At 68.9% G+C, this 15,971-nt stretch carries 17 protein-coding genes; 13 read left to right on the top strand and 4 right to left on the bottom strand.

The features are described from left to right. Positions 1–137 precede the first annotated feature (137 nt). From ACP7AU_RS03315 to ACP7AU_RS03305, 3 genes are all read left to right on the top strand, one after another. Positions 138–2,585, top strand: a complete 2,448-nt coding sequence (locus ACP7AU_RS03315) for an alkaline phosphatase PhoX (protein ID WP_426050514.1) — start codon at positions 138–140, stop codon at positions 2,583–2,585. A gap of 107 nt (positions 2,586–2,692) precedes the next feature. After that, a complete protein-coding gene (locus ACP7AU_RS03310; protein ID WP_426037079.1) occupies positions 2,693–3,628 on the top strand; it encodes a nucleoside hydrolase in 936 nt (311 codons plus the stop codon). Further along, positions 3,625–4,473 (top strand): ribokinase, encoded by an 849-nt coding sequence (locus tag ACP7AU_RS03305; RefSeq protein WP_426050513.1) that lies wholly within the window; start codon positions 3,625–3,627, stop codon positions 4,471–4,473. The genes ACP7AU_RS03310 and ACP7AU_RS03305 overlap by 4 nt, the downstream gene beginning before the upstream one ends. A 205-nt stretch (positions 4,474–4,678) precedes the next feature. On the opposite strand, the gene ACP7AU_RS03300 is transcribed toward ACP7AU_RS03305, so the two are convergent. Next, positions 4,679–5,188 carry a DUF1993 domain-containing protein gene (locus tag ACP7AU_RS03300; protein WP_426050512.1) on the bottom strand — a complete coding sequence of 170 codons (510 nt, stop codon included), beginning with the start codon at positions 5,186–5,188 and terminating at the stop codon, positions 4,679–4,681. Positions 5,189–5,319: 131 nt separating this feature from the next. Between ACP7AU_RS03300 and ACP7AU_RS03295 the strand changes: the two genes are divergently transcribed. After that, complete coding sequence (locus ACP7AU_RS03295) at positions 5,320–5,919, top strand: hypothetical protein (protein ID WP_426037087.1); 600 nt, start codon at positions 5,320–5,322, stop codon at positions 5,917–5,919. On the opposite strand, the gene ACP7AU_RS03290 is transcribed toward ACP7AU_RS03295, so the two are convergent. Then, positions 5,916–7,049, bottom strand: a complete 1,134-nt coding sequence (locus ACP7AU_RS03290) for a zinc-dependent alcohol dehydrogenase family protein (RefSeq protein ID WP_426037089.1) — start codon at positions 7,047–7,049, stop codon at positions 5,916–5,918. The two genes, ACP7AU_RS03295 and ACP7AU_RS03290, sit on opposite strands and share 4 nt — an antisense overlap. A 120-nt stretch (positions 7,050–7,169) precedes the next feature. Between ACP7AU_RS03290 and ACP7AU_RS03285 the strand changes: the two genes are divergently transcribed. Both ACP7AU_RS03285 and chrA read left to right on the top strand, forming a co-directional pair. Beyond that, a complete protein-coding gene (locus ACP7AU_RS03285; RefSeq protein WP_426037091.1) occupies positions 7,170–7,604 on the top strand; it encodes an acyl-CoA thioesterase in 435 nt (144 codons plus the stop codon). Positions 7,605–7,729: 125 nt separating this feature from the next. Continuing rightward, positions 7,730–8,977: a chromate efflux transporter gene (chrA, locus tag ACP7AU_RS03280; RefSeq protein WP_426050511.1), complete on the top strand. Its 1,248-nt coding sequence runs from the start codon at positions 7,730–7,732 to the stop codon at positions 8,975–8,977. Here the strand turns inward: chrA and ACP7AU_RS03275 are convergent. Further along, positions 8,974–9,174 (bottom strand): hypothetical protein, encoded by a 201-nt coding sequence (locus ACP7AU_RS03275; protein WP_426037097.1) that lies wholly within the window; start codon positions 9,172–9,174, stop codon positions 8,974–8,976. The two genes, chrA and ACP7AU_RS03275, sit on opposite strands and share 4 nt — an antisense overlap. Positions 9,175–9,398: 224 nt before the next feature. On the opposite strand from ACP7AU_RS03275, the gene ACP7AU_RS03270 reads away from it, so the two are divergent. The 5 genes from ACP7AU_RS03270 (at position 9,399) to ACP7AU_RS03250 (ending at position 12,810) form a co-directional block, all read left to right on the top strand. Next, positions 9,399–10,172, top strand: a complete 774-nt coding sequence (locus ACP7AU_RS03270; protein WP_303694213.1) for a YebC/PmpR family DNA-binding transcriptional regulator — start codon at positions 9,399–9,401, stop codon at positions 10,170–10,172. Positions 10,173–10,303: 131 nt separating this feature from the next. Then, entirely contained in the window at positions 10,304–11,650 is a 1,347-nt protein-coding gene (locus ACP7AU_RS03265; RefSeq protein ID WP_426037099.1) for a hypothetical protein, read from the top strand. A 38-nt stretch (positions 11,651–11,688) separates the two neighbouring features. Beyond that, positions 11,689–11,940: a CopG family ribbon-helix-helix protein gene (locus ACP7AU_RS03260; RefSeq protein ID WP_426037101.1), complete on the top strand. Its 252-nt coding sequence runs from the start codon at positions 11,689–11,691 to the stop codon at positions 11,938–11,940. Beyond that, the gene (locus ACP7AU_RS03255) at positions 11,922–12,212 is read left to right on the top strand and encodes a type II toxin-antitoxin system RelE/ParE family toxin (RefSeq protein WP_426037103.1); all 291 of its coding nucleotides are present in this window, start codon (positions 11,922–11,924) and stop codon (positions 12,210–12,212) included. The genes ACP7AU_RS03260 and ACP7AU_RS03255 overlap by 19 nt, the downstream gene beginning before the upstream one ends. A 79-nt stretch (positions 12,213–12,291) precedes the next feature. Further along, on the top strand, positions 12,292–12,810 hold the full coding sequence (locus ACP7AU_RS03250) for a hemerythrin domain-containing protein (protein WP_426037105.1): 519 nt from the start codon (positions 12,292–12,294) through the stop codon (positions 12,808–12,810). Between the two features lie 6 nt (positions 12,811–12,816). On the opposite strand, the gene ACP7AU_RS03245 is transcribed toward ACP7AU_RS03250, so the two are convergent. Further along, positions 12,817–14,493, bottom strand: a complete 1,677-nt coding sequence (locus ACP7AU_RS03245) for a M20/M25/M40 family metallo-hydrolase (RefSeq protein ID WP_426050510.1) — start codon at positions 14,491–14,493, stop codon at positions 12,817–12,819. A 133-nt stretch (positions 14,494–14,626) separates the two neighbouring features. On the opposite strand from ACP7AU_RS03245, the gene ACP7AU_RS03240 reads away from it, so the two are divergent. Together ACP7AU_RS03240 and ruvC are read left to right on the top strand one after the other, a co-directional pair. Further along, positions 14,627–15,316: an MgtC/SapB family protein gene (locus ACP7AU_RS03240; protein WP_426050509.1), complete on the top strand. Its 690-nt coding sequence runs from the start codon at positions 14,627–14,629 to the stop codon at positions 15,314–15,316. A 58-nt stretch (positions 15,317–15,374) separates the two neighbouring features. Beyond that, complete coding sequence (gene ruvC, locus ACP7AU_RS03235; protein ID WP_426037111.1) at positions 15,375–15,902, top strand: crossover junction endodeoxyribonuclease RuvC; 528 nt, start codon at positions 15,375–15,377, stop codon at positions 15,900–15,902. The last annotated feature ends 69 nt before the right edge of the window (positions 15,903–15,971 follow it).

Raw genomic sequence — 15,971 nt, 5'->3', positions numbered from 1 at the left:
GCATGATCCGGTCGCGGATCAACTGTAACTGTGTTGTATTGTCCGGCTTGTTCGTAATATAAAACGGAAATATTTCGGACACGAACTTCACAAACACGAACGCTACCGCTGGTCCCCAGACATTCCGGGGAGCAACCATGTCCGAAATCCACCTGACCGGCAGCCATGACGACGGCGACGTCGAACTGAACACCTCGTCCAACCCGACCTTCGGCTCGATCATCGAGGAGCGCCAGTCGCGCCGCACGATCATGGGCGGCATGGCCTCGGTCGCCGCCCTGTTCGGCCTGGCCGGCTGCAACGACGACAGCGAGCAGCCGAAGTCGGACGCCACGGTCTCGGCCGGCTCCAACGGCGCCACGACCTCGGGCAAGACGGTGACCCTGACGGGGACCTCGACCGGTTCGACCGGCGTGCTGTGGACCCAGGTCTCGGGTCCGACGGTCGTCCTGACGAACGCCAACGCCAGCAACGCCACCTTCACGGCGCCGAGCGTGACCGCAGCGACGCCGCTGGTCTTCTCGTTCAACGCCTCCGGCTCGAACAGCATCATCGCCTCGGCCAACACGACGGTGACGGTCAGCCCGGCGGTGCTGGGCTTCAACGCCGTCGCGAAGAACCTGCTGGACGTCGTCACCGTCCCGGCCGGCTACTCGGTCTCGGTCCTGTATCGCCTGGGCGACCCGATCAACGCCGCCACGCCTGCCTATGCCAACAACGGCACGGACACGAACTTCGCTTCGCGCGCCGGCGACCACCACGACGCCCTGTATTTCTTCGGCCTCGGCGCGACGACCGGCCTGCGCGACGACAACGCGTCGGCCCGCGGCCTGCTGGCCATGAACCACGAGAACATCTCGGCCGCCTATCTGCACCCGAACGGCCCCACCTCGGTCGGCGGCGTCCGCCCGGAAGCCGAGGCCATCAAGGAGATCGAGGCCCACGGCGTGGCCGTGATCGAGGTCCTGAAGGGCACGAGCGGCTGGAACTACGTCCAGAACTCCACCTTCAACCGCCGCATTACCCCGAACACGCCCATGGACATCCGCGGTCCGGCGCGCGGCGACGTCCAGGTTCGCACCGCCTTCTCGCCGACAGGCGTCGCCGGTCGCGGCACCGTCAACAACTGCGCCAACGGCTATACGCCCTGGGGCTCCTACCTGACCTGCGAAGAGAACTGGGCCGGCTATTTCCGCCGCTCGTCGACGGACAACGCCGCCCGCACGGCGAAGGAAGTCGTCGCCCTGAGCCGCTACGGCGTGAGCCAGGGCGCGGGCGGCGCCAATGGCTGGGCCTCGGTGGTTCCGACGGTTCCGGGTTCGACGATATTCGCCAAGTGGAACGCCTCCGCCACCGGCTCTGACGCGACCGCGGACTTCCGCAACGAGCCGAACCAGTACGGCTGGGTCGTCGAGATCGACCCCTATGACGCCGCCTCGATCCCGAGGAAGCGCACGGCGCTCGGTCGCATGGGCCACGAGGGCGCCTGGCCGGCCAACTTCGTCGCCGGCCGCCGTCCGGTCTTCTACATGGGCGACGATTCGCGCGGCGAGTATTTCTACAAGTTCGTCTCGGCCACCCCCTGGGTCGCCGCCGACGCCCAGAGCGCCGACCGCCTGTCGATCGGCGACAAATATCTGGACAGCGGCACCCTCTATGTCGCCCGCTATGACGCGACCGGAAACGGCGTGTGGCTGCCGCTGGTGTTCGGCACGGGTGCGGTCACGGCCGCCAACCCGGCCTATGCCTTCGCCAGCCAGGCCGATGTCCTGATCAACGCCCGTCTGGCCGCCGACGCCGTTGGCGCCACCAAGATGGACCGTCCGGAGTGGGCGGCGGTCAACCCGGTGACCGGCGAGGTCTATCTGACCCTGACCAACAACTCTGCGGCGCAGCGGCCGCTGACCGGGACCGATGCCGCCAACCCGCGCCACTACAACGACCCGCGCGGCGCGACGAACACGGCCCAGTTCGGCAACCCGAACGGCCACATCATCCGTCTGCGCGAGACGGGCGACAACCCCGAGGCGACCACCTTCCGCTGGGACATCTACGCCTTCGGCGCCGACTCGGACCTGAACGCGGCCAACATCAGCCTGTCGGGCCTGGACGCGACCAATGACTTCTCGTCGCCGGACGGCCTGTGGTTCGGCCGCCCGCAGAATGCCTCGGGCCTGGTCAATCCGCTGCTGTGGATCCAGACCGACGACGGCGCCTTCACCGACAAGACCAACTGCATGATGCTGGTGGCCCAGCCGGGCAATGTCGGCGACGGCGGTGCGCTCACCATCACCAACACCGACTCCACCGGCGCGACCCGCACCCAATCGACCTTCGTCGGCAAGGCGCCGGGCATGACCCTGCGCCGCTTCCTGGTCGGGCCGAAGGAGTGCGAAATTACCGGCATCGACTCGACGCCGGACGGCAAGACCATCTTCGTCAACATCCAGCACCCGGGCGAGAACGGCTCTGCCGCGACGCCGTCCTCGTTCTGGCCCGCCAGCCAGACGGGCGGCACGGGCGCTCGCCCGCGCTCGGCGACGATCGTGATCACCAAGGACGACGGCGGGGTGGTGGGCCTGTAGGACCCGCCTTCATCGCCTGAGACAGGGGGCGCGCCGGAGACGGCGCGCCCTTTTTCGTTGCGGCGACGGGCGACCCGCCGCATTCAGGGCGAGTGAGAAGACAGAGTTTGATCATCGACTGCGACCCGGGCGTGGACGACGCCGTGGGGTTGTTGCTGGCCTTCGCCTCGCCGGAGCTGGACCTCAGGGCGATCACCACGGTGGGCGGGAACGTGCCGGTCAGGACCACGACTCGGAATGCGCGGATCATCCGTCAGGTCGCCGGGCGGGAGGATGTGCCGGTGTTCGCCGGCGCGGCGCGGCCTTTGAGGCGCGAACCGGCCGGGGCGGGCGAGTTCCACGGGGCCGAGGGGCTGGGCGATCTCGAAGCCGTCGAGCCCGATGCTCCGGCGGCGGAGGGTTCGGCCGTGGAGGCCATGGTGCGGATCGTGATGGCGGCCGAGCCGAAATCGGTGGCGCTGGCGGTCATGGGGCCGATGACCAATGTGGCGCTGGCGCTGAGGGCCGAACCCCGACTGGCCGAACGGCTGGGGCCGGTGGTGGTCATGGGCGGGGCGCGGTCCGAGGGCGGCAACATCACCCCGTCCGCCGAGTTCAATATCTGGGCCGATCCGGACGCGGCGGCGGAGGTCTTCGCCAGTGCGTGCGAGATGGTGGTGTTCGGACTCGACGCGACGCATCAGGTGCGGGGGACCGAGGGCCGGATCCAGGCGCTGGAGGCGGTGGGCAAGGGGCCGGCCCTGACGGCGGCGATGATGGTTCGGTTCTCGCAACGAATCGAGCGGGACATCGTCGGCTGGCCCACTCCGGACTGGGGCGCGCCCCTGCATGATCCGTGTACGGTGGCCTGGCTGCTGAAGCCCGGGCTGTTCCGGCTGAAGCCCTGCCGGATCGAGGTCGAGACCGACAGCGATCTGACGCGCGGCCATACGGCGGTGGAGTTCCGCGTCGATCCGGCGAGCGCCCGGCATCTGTGGGCGGTCGAGGCGGACGGGCAGGGGGTGTTCGACCTGATCACCCAGCGGTTGGGGGCGGTCGGATGAACATCACCGTGGTCGGATCGATCAACCTGGACCTGGTGGCGTCTGCGCCGTCGCTGCCGGCGGCGGGGGAGACGGTGACGGGGGCGACCCTCGCGCGGCATCCGGGCGGCAAGGGCGCGAACCAGGCGCTGGCCGCCGAGAAGCTTGGAGCAGAAGCAAGCCTGATCGGCCGGGTCGGCGACGACGCCATGGCGCAGGAGGCGCTGGCGTTGATGGAGAGCTTCGGCGTCGATCTGTCGGGGGTGGCGGTCGATATCGCGGCCGCGACGGGGGTGGCCCTGATCGCGGTCGATCCGTCGGGCGAAAACCAGATCGTGGTGGCGGCGGGGGCGAACCATCTGGTGACGCCGGAACAGCTGCCGGCGCGGATCGAAAGCCCGCTGATCGTGCAGCTGGAGCTGCCGATCGAGACGGTCGAGGCGGCGGTGGGTCGGGCGGTCGGGTTCGTCTGCGCCAACCTGGCGCCTGCCGCGCCGGTGTCGGAGGCGCTGCTGAAACGCTGCGACCTGATCGTCGTCAACGAGGGGGAGGCGGCGTTCTACGCCGACCTGCTGCACCGGGGCGGGGGTCGGGTGGTGATCACCCAGGGGGCCCGGGGGGCCGAGATGTATCACCGGGGCGTCAAGATGGCCTGGGCCACGCCGCCCGAGGTCGTCGCCGTAGACGCCACGGGGGCGGGCGACGCCTTCGTGGGCGCGATCGTTGTGGCCCTGCTGGACGGGCTGGAGCCGACGGACGCGCTGACGTTCGCCTGCGCCGCCGGGGCCCTGGCCGCGACACGGCCGGGGGCTCAACCCTCGCTGCCGACGCGGGCCGAGGTCGAGGCCCTGCTGGGCCGCGTCTAGCGCTTCTTCAGGCCTCTGAAGAACCACGCCATATAGAGGCGGAACAGCCAGCCGCCCGGGCGTGACCGGTCGTTGACGCTGACTGTGGCGTGCCGGCCCCGACCCTTAGACTGTTTGACGACCACGCGACACCAACTCTTCCGCAAACTGACGGTGTCGAAAGAGCCGGTGACCGCAAAGGTTCCTTTGTACGCAAGCGGACGGATCAGGTCGGGGCGCCCATGTAGTCGCGCTTGCCGAGCGGGACGCCGGCGCCGCGCAGCAGGTCGTAGGCCGTGGTCAGGTGGAAGTAGAAGTTCGGCATGGCGAAGCCGGTGACATAGGGCTGGCCGAGGAATTTCATCTCGCCGCCGGGGAAGGTCAGGGTGACTTCCTTGCCTTCCTGGCCATCGACCTTGTCGCGCGGCACCGAGGCCAGATAGGCCAGGGTGTCGGCGATGCGCTGCTGCAGTTCGGCGATAGTGGTTTCGGAGTCGTCGTTAACCGGGGCGGCGACGCCGGACAGGCGGGCAAGGCAGAGCTTGGGGCTGTCGCAGGCGGTCTGGACCTGTTTCACCAGGGGGTTCATGTCGTCGATGATGCGCAGCGACAGCCAGGAGTCCGGATCGACGCCCGTTTCCTTCCCATGCGCAACGGCCTTGTCGAGCAGGCCGGACAGGGCGCGCAGACCGCGCGAGAATGGCGGAACGGTCAGGTCGTAGAGTTCGGTCGCCATTTGTGAGTTTCCTTTGAGAACTTTGTGTCGCTCAGCCCTGCCTTAGACGATTGTGACGCCCTTGGCGAAGCGCCCATCGCAGGACTAGGGTTGGATTGCCGTCGGGGGGACGGTGATCGAGAGAGGACCCTATGATCCGCATCGTTTCCGCCGCCGCCATCGCGCTCGCGCTCGCCGCCTGTCAGCCTGCCGGTCGCGGAGAAGGCGAGCCGACGGCCGGTCAGGTGACCCTGCCTTCGGGCGACGCCGTGCCGGCGACCTATGACTGGCATTTCGTGGCGCACGGCGGGTCGGGCGACCTGGACTTCGGCGACGGCGACTGGGCCGAGGGGGTCAGCGTCTTCGGCATGTCCTGCCTGCCGCAGTCGAAAACCGTCGCACTGACCTGGGGCTATGAGGAGGAGGCGGTGCTGACGTCGGGCACCGCGACGGGCACCTTCCAGCCAGGTGCGAGCGCGCCGACCGACCACCCGGTGATCACCGCCCTGAAGGCCAGCGGCGCCATCGACGTGGGCCTCAGCGGCGCGGACATGCGGCTGGTCGCCAAGGAGTCAGGCAAGGGCGCGATCGCCGCCTTCTTCGACTATTGCGACACGGGCAAGGACCCGACCTATTCCGTCGAGGAGGCCGAGGCCGAGGATGAGGCCAGGGCGGCGGCAGCAGCCACGGCGCCCGCCGCGGAAGCGGATCCTGCGGCCGAGGCTGCTGCGATCGAAGCGCCGAAGACCTAGAAGGTCACCACCAGCCGGACGACCTCGCCGGCGTGCAGCCGGTCGAAGCCCGCGTTGATGTCGTCGAGCGCGATGGTTCCGCTCATCAGCCGGTCCACGGGCAGGCGGCCCTGGCGGTAGAGGGCGACGTAGCGGGGGATGTCGCGGCCGGGCACGCAGGTCCCGATGTAGGAGCCTTTCAGCGTGCGCTCCTCCCCTACGAGTGAGACGACATTGACCGGCAGGGCGGCGTCGGGCGGGGGCAGGCCGGCGGTGATCGTGGTACCGCCGCGCCGGGTCATCTTCCAGGCGGCTTCGAGGGCGCGGACCGAACCGGCCATCTCGAACACGAAGTCGGCGCCGCCGTTGGTCAGGGCGCGGACCTGATCTACCGCGTCGGGATCGGCGGCATTGACGGTCTGGACCGGACCGAGGGTGCGGGCGAGGGTCAGCTTGTCCTCGGACAGGTCCACCGCGATCACGGGCGTGGCGCCTGAGGCCAGGGCGCCGAGCACGCTGGCGAGGCCGACGCCGCCGAGGCCGACGACGACCGCGCTCTGGCCCGCCCTGAGCCGGGCCGTGTTCACGACCGCGCCGACGCCGGTCAGGACCGCACAGCCGAACAGGGCCGCCTCGGCGAAGGAGAGGGCCGGGTCGATCTTCACCAGCGAGCGGCGCGAGACCACGGCGCGCTCGGCGAAGGCGGAACAGCCGAGGTGGTGGTTGAGGGTTTCGTCGTGGTGATGGATGCGTTTGCCGCCGGTCAGGAGCTCGCCCTTGCCATTGGCGGCGGCCCCGGGCTCGCAAAGGGCGGGGCGACCCTCTGCGCACGGATTGCAGTGACCGCACGACGGCATGAAGACCATGACGACGTGGTCGCCGACGACCAGGTCGGTGACGCCTTCGCCGAGCGCCTCGACCACGCCCGCCGCTTCGTGACCCAGGGCCATGGGCATGGGGCGGGGGCGGTCGCCGTTAATGACGGAAAGGTCGGAGTGGCACAGGCCCGCGGCCTTGATGGCGACGAGGACCTCCCCCGGGCCGGGCGGGTCGAGGGTCACGGTCTCGATCGAGAGCGGACGGCTGTCGGCATAGGGGCGAGCGGCGCCCATGGCGCGCAGGACGGCGGCGCGGGTGGTGGTCCGGGTCATGAGCAGCCTCGTCGGAAACGCGCGGTTCACCTTCGATAGGCGCTTGACGCGACGGAGGCCAAGCCCGAGCGTTGCACGAGGATCGGCGATCAAGCCGGCGCTGCGTGGGACGAAAACAGAATGCCGAAACGCGACGAGGGGCCGCTGGCCGACCGGGCGACCTACAAGGCCTATCATACGGTCTCGACGCGCTGGGCGGACAACGACCAGTACGGCCACATCAACAACGCCAAATTCTACGAGTTCGTGGACTCGGCGGTGAACGCCCACCTGATCATCGGCGGGGGGCTGAAGGAATCGATCGGCCTCGTGGTCGATTCGGGCTGCCGCTACACCTCGTCGCTGGCGTTCCCGGATGTCATCGAGGTCGGGATCAAGGTCGACCATATCGGCACGTCGAGCGTCAAATACGGCTTCGCCGTCTTCCGTCGTGGCGTGGCCGAGCCCGCCGCCATCGGCCATTTCGTGCACGTCTATGTCGACGCCGAAACGCGCCGGCCCAAGCCGCTGCCGGCGGTGCTGCGGAGCGTGGTCGAGAACCTGAGGGCGGGGTGAGGCCTTTACCCCCGCGTCGCGGTCCAGCTAGGTTGATCGTCCGGGCCTGATCGCGGGCGCCCGGATACAGGCGATGTCCGCTTAAGACCCGCTCCCGTCCGCCTGACCGGCGGCAAGGAGCGCCCATGGCCTCGTCCATCCCCGTTCCGCCCACGCCGGGGGATTCAGAGGCCAGGCCGCCGCGTCTGAGCCTGTTCGAGCTGTTCGCGAAATTCCTCGGCTTCGGCCTGCTGGCCTTCGGCGGGCCAGCGGCGCAGATCGCCATGCTGAAGCGCGAACTGGTGGAAGGCGAGGGCTGGATCTCGCCGCAGAGGTTCAATCGGTTGCTGGCGGTGATGCAGGTGTTGCCGGGACCGGAGGCGCACGAGCTCTGCGTGCATCTGGGCATGCGGGCGCGTGGCCGGTGGGGCGGACTGCTCGCCGGACTGGGGTTCATGCTGCCCGGTTTCGTGTTGATGATGGCGCTGGCCTGGCTCTATTTCCGCATCGATTTCGACCGGGGCTGGCTGGCGGCCGCCCTGTTCGGGGTGCAGGCGGCGGTGATCGCCCTGATCGTGCAGGCGGTCGAGAAGATCGGCCGGCACGCGTTGACGGACATCTGGTTGTGGGGGATCGGCGCGGCCTGCGCGGCGGCGGCCCTGTCGGGCGTTCCGTTCTGGATCACCTTGCCGGCGGCGGGGCTGGTCTATGCGGCGGCACGAGGCGGGCGGATCTGGTGGGCGGCAGGTAGCGCGGTGCTGGCGCTCGCTGCGGGCGTCTGGGCCGCTCAGGTCGCGGGCGGGACGCCGCCGCCGGCCTTCACCGGCGGCGCGCCGGACGCGCCGGGCGAGGTGGCCGTACTGTTGCTGTTTCTCAGCGGGCTGAAGGCCGGACTGCTGACCTTCGGCGGCGCCTATACGGCCATTCCGTTCCTGAGGACCGATATGGTGGGCCGCGGCTGGCTGGGCGACGGGGCCTTCCTGGACGGGCTCGCGCTGTCGGGGGTGCTGCCGGCGCCCCTGATAATCTTCTCGACCTTCGTTGGCTATGTCGCCGGGGGTCCGCTCGGCGCGCTGGCGATCACGGCCGGGATCTTCCTGCCCGCTTTCGCCTTCTCGATGATCTTCTACGACCGGCTGGAGACGGTGGTCGACGACGAGCGTCTCAAGTCGGCGCTCGAAGGCGTCGCGGCCGGGGTCACCGGCCTGATCGCCGTGACGGCGGCGCAACTGGGCTGGGGCCTGCTGTCGAGCGTGGATCCGACGTGGAGCGGTCGGGGGTTGGGGATCGCCATCGGCATGGCGAGCCTGGTCGTTTTCTTCCGCTGGAAGAGCCCGTTCGCCGCCCCGGTGGTGCTGGCGGCGGCCGGCGCGCTCGCGGTTCTGGCGACCTAGTTGTCGTCCATGTAGCCCATCAGGGCCAGGGCCCCGACGGCGGTGAGGACGCCGATGGCGAAGGCCGCGACGATGGAGCCTGTGGCGACGGCGGTCGACACCGTCACGGGACGGCCCTCGTACCATTCGACGATCTCGGCGTCGTCGAGATCGTCCTCGAGATAGGCGTCGGCGTCGTGCAGGGGATTGTCGGACATGGTCAAGCTCCGTCGGTGGCTGCCTTAATCCCCCGCAGGGTCGCCGGTTCCAGCGACCGATTGGTGACAGAACAGCGCGGGCGGGCTAGACGGCCCCAACCAACGCACGGAACGCGCTCAAGCAGCGAGATCCGGGCTCAAGTAGCAAGACGTAGCTTGTCCTCCGGCCGATCGCAGATCGGACCGGGGGGCGCGTCGAGCGATAGCGCACTGAAGAGATAACAATGGCCGGCCATTCCAAGTTCAAGAACATCATGCACCGCAAGGGACGCGCCGATGCGTCCCGCTCCAAACTGTTCTCCAAGCTGTCGCGCGACATCACCGTGGCGGCCAAATCGGGGATGCCCGACGTCGCCCTGAACCCGCGACTGCGCCTTGCGGTCAACAACGCCAAGGCCGAGAGCCTGCCCAAGGACGTGATCCAGCGGGCCATCAACAAGGCGTCCGGCGGCGACGTCGATACGATGGAGGAGGTCCGCTATGAGGGCCGGGGTCCCGGCGGGGTCGGCATCATCGTCGAGGCTCTGACTGACAACCGCAACCGCGCCAACTCCAACATCGGCACGGCGTTCAAGAAGAACGGCGGGGCGCTGGGCGAGATGAACTCGGTCGCCTTCATGTGGGACAAGGTCGGCAAGATCACCTACGCCGCCGAGGCCGGGAGCGAGGACGCCGTCATGGAGGCCGCCATCGAGGCAGGCGCCCAGGACGTCGAATCCGACCTGGTGAAGCCCGACATCTACGAGGACGCGCCGGGTCACACGATCTGGACCGCCTTCGAGGATCTGAACGAGGTCGCCGAGGCCATGTCCAAGATCCTGGGCGACGCAAAGTCCACCGCCATCGTCTGGAAGCCCCAGACCGAGGTGCCCGTGACCGGCGAGCATGTCGGGACGCTGATGCGGCTGCTCGACGCTCTGGACGCCGAGGACGATGTCTCGATGGTCTATTCCAACGAGGACATCTCCGACGAAGAGATGGCGAAGTTCGCGGGCTGACTGTCCACAGCCGTACAGGATCGCCGGTATCGACACTCCTGACGCTGACCGTTAATCATTCCTTAACGGGAGGGGGCGGCTCGATTCGAGACGCCTGCATCAGGCGTCATCCGCCCGTCAACGGGGGCGTTATGACGATGTTGTCCAGGATTGATCGCGTTCTGTCACGGACCGGCAAGAGCGCCCAGGGCGTCGCGCCGTCCATCGACGAGCGGGAGAGCGGCGGCGACGCCGCCGGCGTGATCGGCGAACGGTTCGAGACCATTCAGGACAGCCTCGACCAGTTGTCGGACATGGCGCGCCGGTTCGGGACCTTCGAGAGCCTGCTGGCGCAGCTGCGGGATCCGCTGGAGGCGGAGTTTCGGTCGCGGCGCGACGGCCACGTCGAACTGATCAACCTGCGCGCTGCCAGTATCGACAACGGAGCCCGCCTGGAGGCTGCGACCGTCGAGGTGCGCAAGCTGGCCGACGCCCTGGCCGAGAGCGAGGCGCGGGCGGAAGACCTGGCGGCGCGGCTCGGCGAACAGACCGCGGCTTCGCAGGAAGCCCGGGTCGAGGCCGATCGTCTGCGCAGCGAACTGTCGCTGGCGACCGGCAAGATCGAGGCGCTCGAGACGGGTGAACGCGTCTCCGGTCAGCGGATCAAGGAACTTGAACAGGACCAGGAGGCTCTGCGCACCCAGTTGAAGCAGGCCGAGACCCTGCGCACCGACTCCGAGGCCGGCCGGGCGCAGATCCAGCGCGATCATGCCCTGGCCTCCGAAGAGAACACCGTCCTTCGTCGTCGCGTGGACGAGGTCTCGGCCGAGATCGCCGCCCTGGCCCGATCGTCCGCCGCCAGCGAAGGCCAGCTGGCCACCGAACGCGCCCGCTCGGCCTCCGAGCAGAGCGAAGCCGCCCGCGCCCTGCGCACGCTGGAGAATCAGACCGAGGCCGCACGGGCCGAGATCGCCTCCCTGTCGTCGCGGCTCGATACGGCCACGGCCCGCGCCAACGGGCTGGAAGTCCTGAACACCGAACAGGCGTCGCGTCTGAGCGAGCTGCAGACCGGCTCGCACGGGACTGAACGCAAGGCCGAACAGCTGCAGGTCAGCCTGGACCGCGCCATGGAGCGCATCCGCGGCCTGGAGGCCGAGACCGAAGAGACCCGCCAGCGCCTGGCCGGGATGGAGGTGGCCCGCCTCGCCGCCGTCGACCGCGCCGAGACCCTGGCCAAGGCCGCGACCACCCACGAGAAGGCCATTGCCCGCGCCGAGGACCGGATGCTGAAGATCCAGGCCAAGCTTGCGGCGGCGCAGGACGAGCACCACGCCAAGGCTCAGGCCATGATCCAGCAGGCCGCCGCCCTGCGCGCGGAGCTGGAAGGCGCCCGGGCTGAGGCCGCGATGTCGTCGGCCGCGCTGGACGCCGCCCGTCGCGAACGCGGCGGCCGGCCCGCTCCGGTCGAAAGCGGATCAGTTCAGCCCATCGTGGCCTGAGTTTGGCGGCGGTCGGGGGTGGTGGTAATCTCCACGCCATGACCGTGCATGTGACCATCGAGATGGATGAGGCCGTGAAGGCCAAGCTGGATGCGTTCTCCAGCGCCAGAGGCCGAGCAGCCGGGGAACTGCTGGTGGAAGCGGCGGAGCTTATTGCTCGCGAGCATGATGCTCTGGAGGCCGCGATCGTCGAAGCGGAAGCCTCTCTGGCGGCGGGCAAAGGCATCCCGCATGAGGAGGTCGTTGCCCGGCTGCACGCACGGCGAGCCCGATGGACGCACGCCGCTTGAGGCTGATCTGGACGCCGGAAGCGGAAGCTGATCTGGAAGAGGGCGTCAACTACATCGCGCGAGACAATGTCTCGGCCGCCATCGCGACAGAAGATCGAGTTCTGGAAGCAGCGGATGGGCTGCGTGATTTCCCCAGCAAGGGGCGGGGTCGTCCCGACGGCAGACGGGAATTGGTGGTCGCCGCCACGCCCTTTCTGCTCGTCTACCGGACGGAGCTCGACTGTGTTCTTGTTCTGCGCGTCTGGCACACGAGCCGCGAACCGTTCAGCTGACCGGCGCGAGTCGTTCGCACGGAACCGGCGCCCTGCGGCGGGCGTATCGGGGCTTCACTGTTCGCGCCGGAGCCGCCCCATGGACATCACCCAGCTGATCCTCGACGACCACGCCGAGCAACGGCGGCTGTTCTCGATCCTCGAACAGATCGATCCGAAGGACATCGAGGCGCTGACGGCGGTCTGGTCGCGGCTGAAGGCGTTCCTGGATGTCCACGCCGAGGCCGAGGAGCGGTTCTTCTATCCCGAGCTGCTTAAACTGGGCGAGGGGGCGAACGACGCCGAGGACGGGACGGTCGAGGGCGAGACCGAGGACGCCATCGAGGACCACAACAAGCTGCGCGACGCGGTCAAGGCGGTCGAGACCTATCCCGTCGGCACCGGCGCCTGGATCGAGGCGGTGGGCAAGGCGAACGTCGTCAACTCCAAACATATGGGCGAGGAGGAGCGCCAAGGCCTGACAGATTTCCGCCGCCATGCCTCGATGCAGACGCGCCACGATCTGGCGGTACAGTTCGCTGCCTTCGAGGCGGATCACATCACGGGCGTGAAGGCGGTGAACAAGGACCCCGAGGCCTATATCGAGGCCAAAGGCTGAGCCGCCTCAGTCCTGCATGCCGTAGCGCTTCACGATCTCGAACAGGAAGTCGCGGCCCTCGTAGAGGGAGCGGACGCGGATTCGTTCGTTGAGGCCGTGGGCGCCGCCGCCGTCGGGATCGCCGAACATGCCGGTGACGCCATAGGTCGGGATGCCCGCCGCATTGGTGAAGCGGCCGTCGGTGGCCCCCGTCGCCATGGTCGGCAGGATCGGCACGTTGGGCCACATCTCACCCGCGACCTCGCGGATCGGACCCATGACGGCGTCGGACAGCGCCGGCGGCGGGGCGGTCGGGCTGGGGCGGCCGACGGGGGTGATGGAGATGGCGGCATTGTCCATCAGCCGGGTCAGTTCCGCCTGGGTCTCGGCCACCGTATGGCCGGGCAGGATGCGGCAGTTGATGTTGGCGGTGACCTTCTGTGGCTGGGCGTTCGGGGCGTGGCCGCCGTCGATCAGGGTCGGGATACAGGTGGTGCGCAGGGTCGCGTTCCAAGACGGATTGGCGGCCGAGACGCGGGCGGCGGCCTCCGCATCGGGACCGGCGGGGGCGCTGATGGCGCGCATGTCGGCGGCGTGTTGCGGCTGGGTCCCGGCCAGAGCCGCGAAATAGGCGCGGGTGACCGGGTTCAGCTCGAGCGGAAAATCAAAGCCGCCGACGCGGGCGAGACCCGCCGCCATGGCGACGATGGCGTTATCCTTCCTCGGGCGCGAGGAGTGGCCGCCGGGGTTGGTCAGCTCGAGCGTATAGTCCTGATAGATCTTTTCGCCCGCCTGGACGGCGAGGGCGAGGCGATTGCCCTGATCGTCGAGCAGACCGCCGGCGCCTTCGTTCAGGGCGAAACCGGCCTGAAGGGTCTCGGGGTGTTCGGCCAGCAGCCATTCGACGCCGTTGTGGACGTCGGCGGTCTCCTCGCCGCAGGTCAGGGCGATCCTGATGTCACGGGCGGGGGCGAACCCCTCCTGCCTGAGCCGCACCAGGGTATCGACCCAGACCGAGGCCTGGGCTTTGTCGTCCGAGGCGCCGCGCGCGTAGAAATAGCCGCCCTCCTCGACCAGGGTGAAGGGATCGCGGGTCCAGTCGGCGGGATTGGCCTCGACCGCGTCGATGTGGGCGAGCAGCAGGAGGGCGGGCGCGTCGGGGTTCGAGCCGTGCAGGGTGGCGACCAGATTGCCGTCCTTCGGCCGGTCCGCCGGGGCGAGGACGCGGACGTCGGCGGCCGGATAACCGGCGGCGGTCAGGCGGGCGCCCATCCGCTCGGCGGCCATGGTGCAGCTGCCTTCGGACAGGGTCGTGTTGGTCTCGACCAGTTCCTCGTAGAGGGCGCGGAAGGCGAGCTGGTCGGGGCGGGGCGCCGGCGCGGTCTGGGCCTTGCTGGAGGTGGCGATGGCGAGGGCCACGCCGAAGACGACGGCGATGACGCCCACGCCGATCAGCAGGCGCTGGCGGCTCTTGCGGACCGCCGCATAGACGGGCTCATCGAGGTAGTAGAGGCCGGCCCGGGCCTGACGGATGGCGTTCTGGCGCAGCAGGCCGCGCAGGGCGAGTCTGGCCAGGTTCCTGTCGGGCGCCAGGGGGATGGCCCTGTCGGGCGAGAAGGCCTCGGCGGCCCGCAGCGCCTCGATCATCCGGCGCTCTGCCCGCATCCTCTGGGCCGCGATGACGGCGCCGGCTGTGTTCGACATGATGGATCCCTCTCGTTCGGCGTCGAAGCTAGCGTGAAGCCGCGCCCTTGTCCCGCTCCGGATCACGGCGGACTTGCATGCGGCGACATCAGGGGACTAGCGTGAAGATTCGTCAGTTCCCGGAGCGTATTTGGTGTTCGATCTGAATCTTCTGTGGCCCGTCGCTGCGGCGATGACGGCGGGCGACCTTATCGGCGTGGAGCGGACCTATCACGGCCACCCGGCCGGGTTCCGGACCCATATCCTGGTCTGTCTGACCTCGTGCCTGCTGATGCTGGCGGCGATGCACCAGTCGACCTGGGCGTTTACGGCCTTGCCGGGCCAGACGGTCGTCATCGACCCGACCCGGATGTCGCACGGCCTGCTGACCGGCATCGGCTTCCTGTGCGCCGGGGTGATCTTCCGCGAGGGGTTTTCCGTGCACGGCCTGACCACGGCGGCGTCGCTGTGGGTGACCTCGGCCATCGGGGTGCTGTTCGGAGTGGGGATGCTGGACCTGGCCCTGCTGGGGTCGGGCGCCACCCTGGGCGTGCTGGGGATCCTGCGGGTGCTGGACGCGAAGCTGCCGCATGTCGGGGTGATGGACGTAACCCTGCGCTGGAAGCGTGGCGAAGCGCCCAACGGCGTGGCCGTGCGCGAGTTGCTGCGCTTCAGGGGGGTCAAGGTGGTGCGTCTGGGGCATGTGATGAGCCACGACGGAGCCATCCATGAGCATCATCTCAAGGTGAAGGGGCATGTGCCTATCGACATCGACGGCCTGGTGACCCAGCTCAGCGCCGAGGACGGCCTGGCCGGCTTCTCGATCCTGCCGCGCGAGGAGTGACGGCGGTCATTGTCCGTCAACCTTGTTTGGGGCATGACTGGAACGAATGACGAACAGCATGATTCATCAAGGCGGGGGGACTCGAATTCTGGGACTGGACCCCGGCCTGCGCCGCACCGGCTGGGGTGTGATCGTGGCCGAGGGCTCGCGGCTGCGCTGGATCGCGCACGGGGTGGTCGCCCCGCCGGAGGGGGCGCCGCTGTCGGAACGGTTGCTGTGGCTTCTCGAGAAAGTGGGTGAGGTCTGCGCCGCCTATTCCTGCGACGAGGCGGCGATCGAGGAGGTGTTCGTCAATGTGAACCCGTCCTCGACCCTGAAGCTGGGTCATGCGCGGGCGGCGGTGATGCTGGCCCCGGCGCAGGCCGGGCTGTCGGTGGCGGAGTATTCGCCCAATCTCATCAAGAAGGCGGTGGTCGGGGCCGGCCACGCCGACAAGAGCCAGATCGCCTTCATGGTGAAGCGGCTGTTGCCCCAGTCCTGCCAAGGGGCCGCCGGGGACGTGAAGGCAGACGCCGCCGATGCGCTGGCGGTGGCCATCACCCATGCGCAGCTGCGCAAGCGGGCCCTGCTGGAGGCCCTGGCATGATCGGCCGTATCGAACTGTCTCCTCCCCGTAGCGCAGCGATGGGGAGGTGGCTCGGAGCGCAGCGGAGAG

This window comes from Brevundimonas sp. SL161 (assembly GCF_049896985.1).
GTDB lineage: Bacteria > Pseudomonadota > Alphaproteobacteria > Caulobacterales > Caulobacteraceae > Brevundimonas.
Note: the sequence above shows the minus strand (reverse complement) of the source record. Positions and strands in the feature narration are given on the sequence as shown.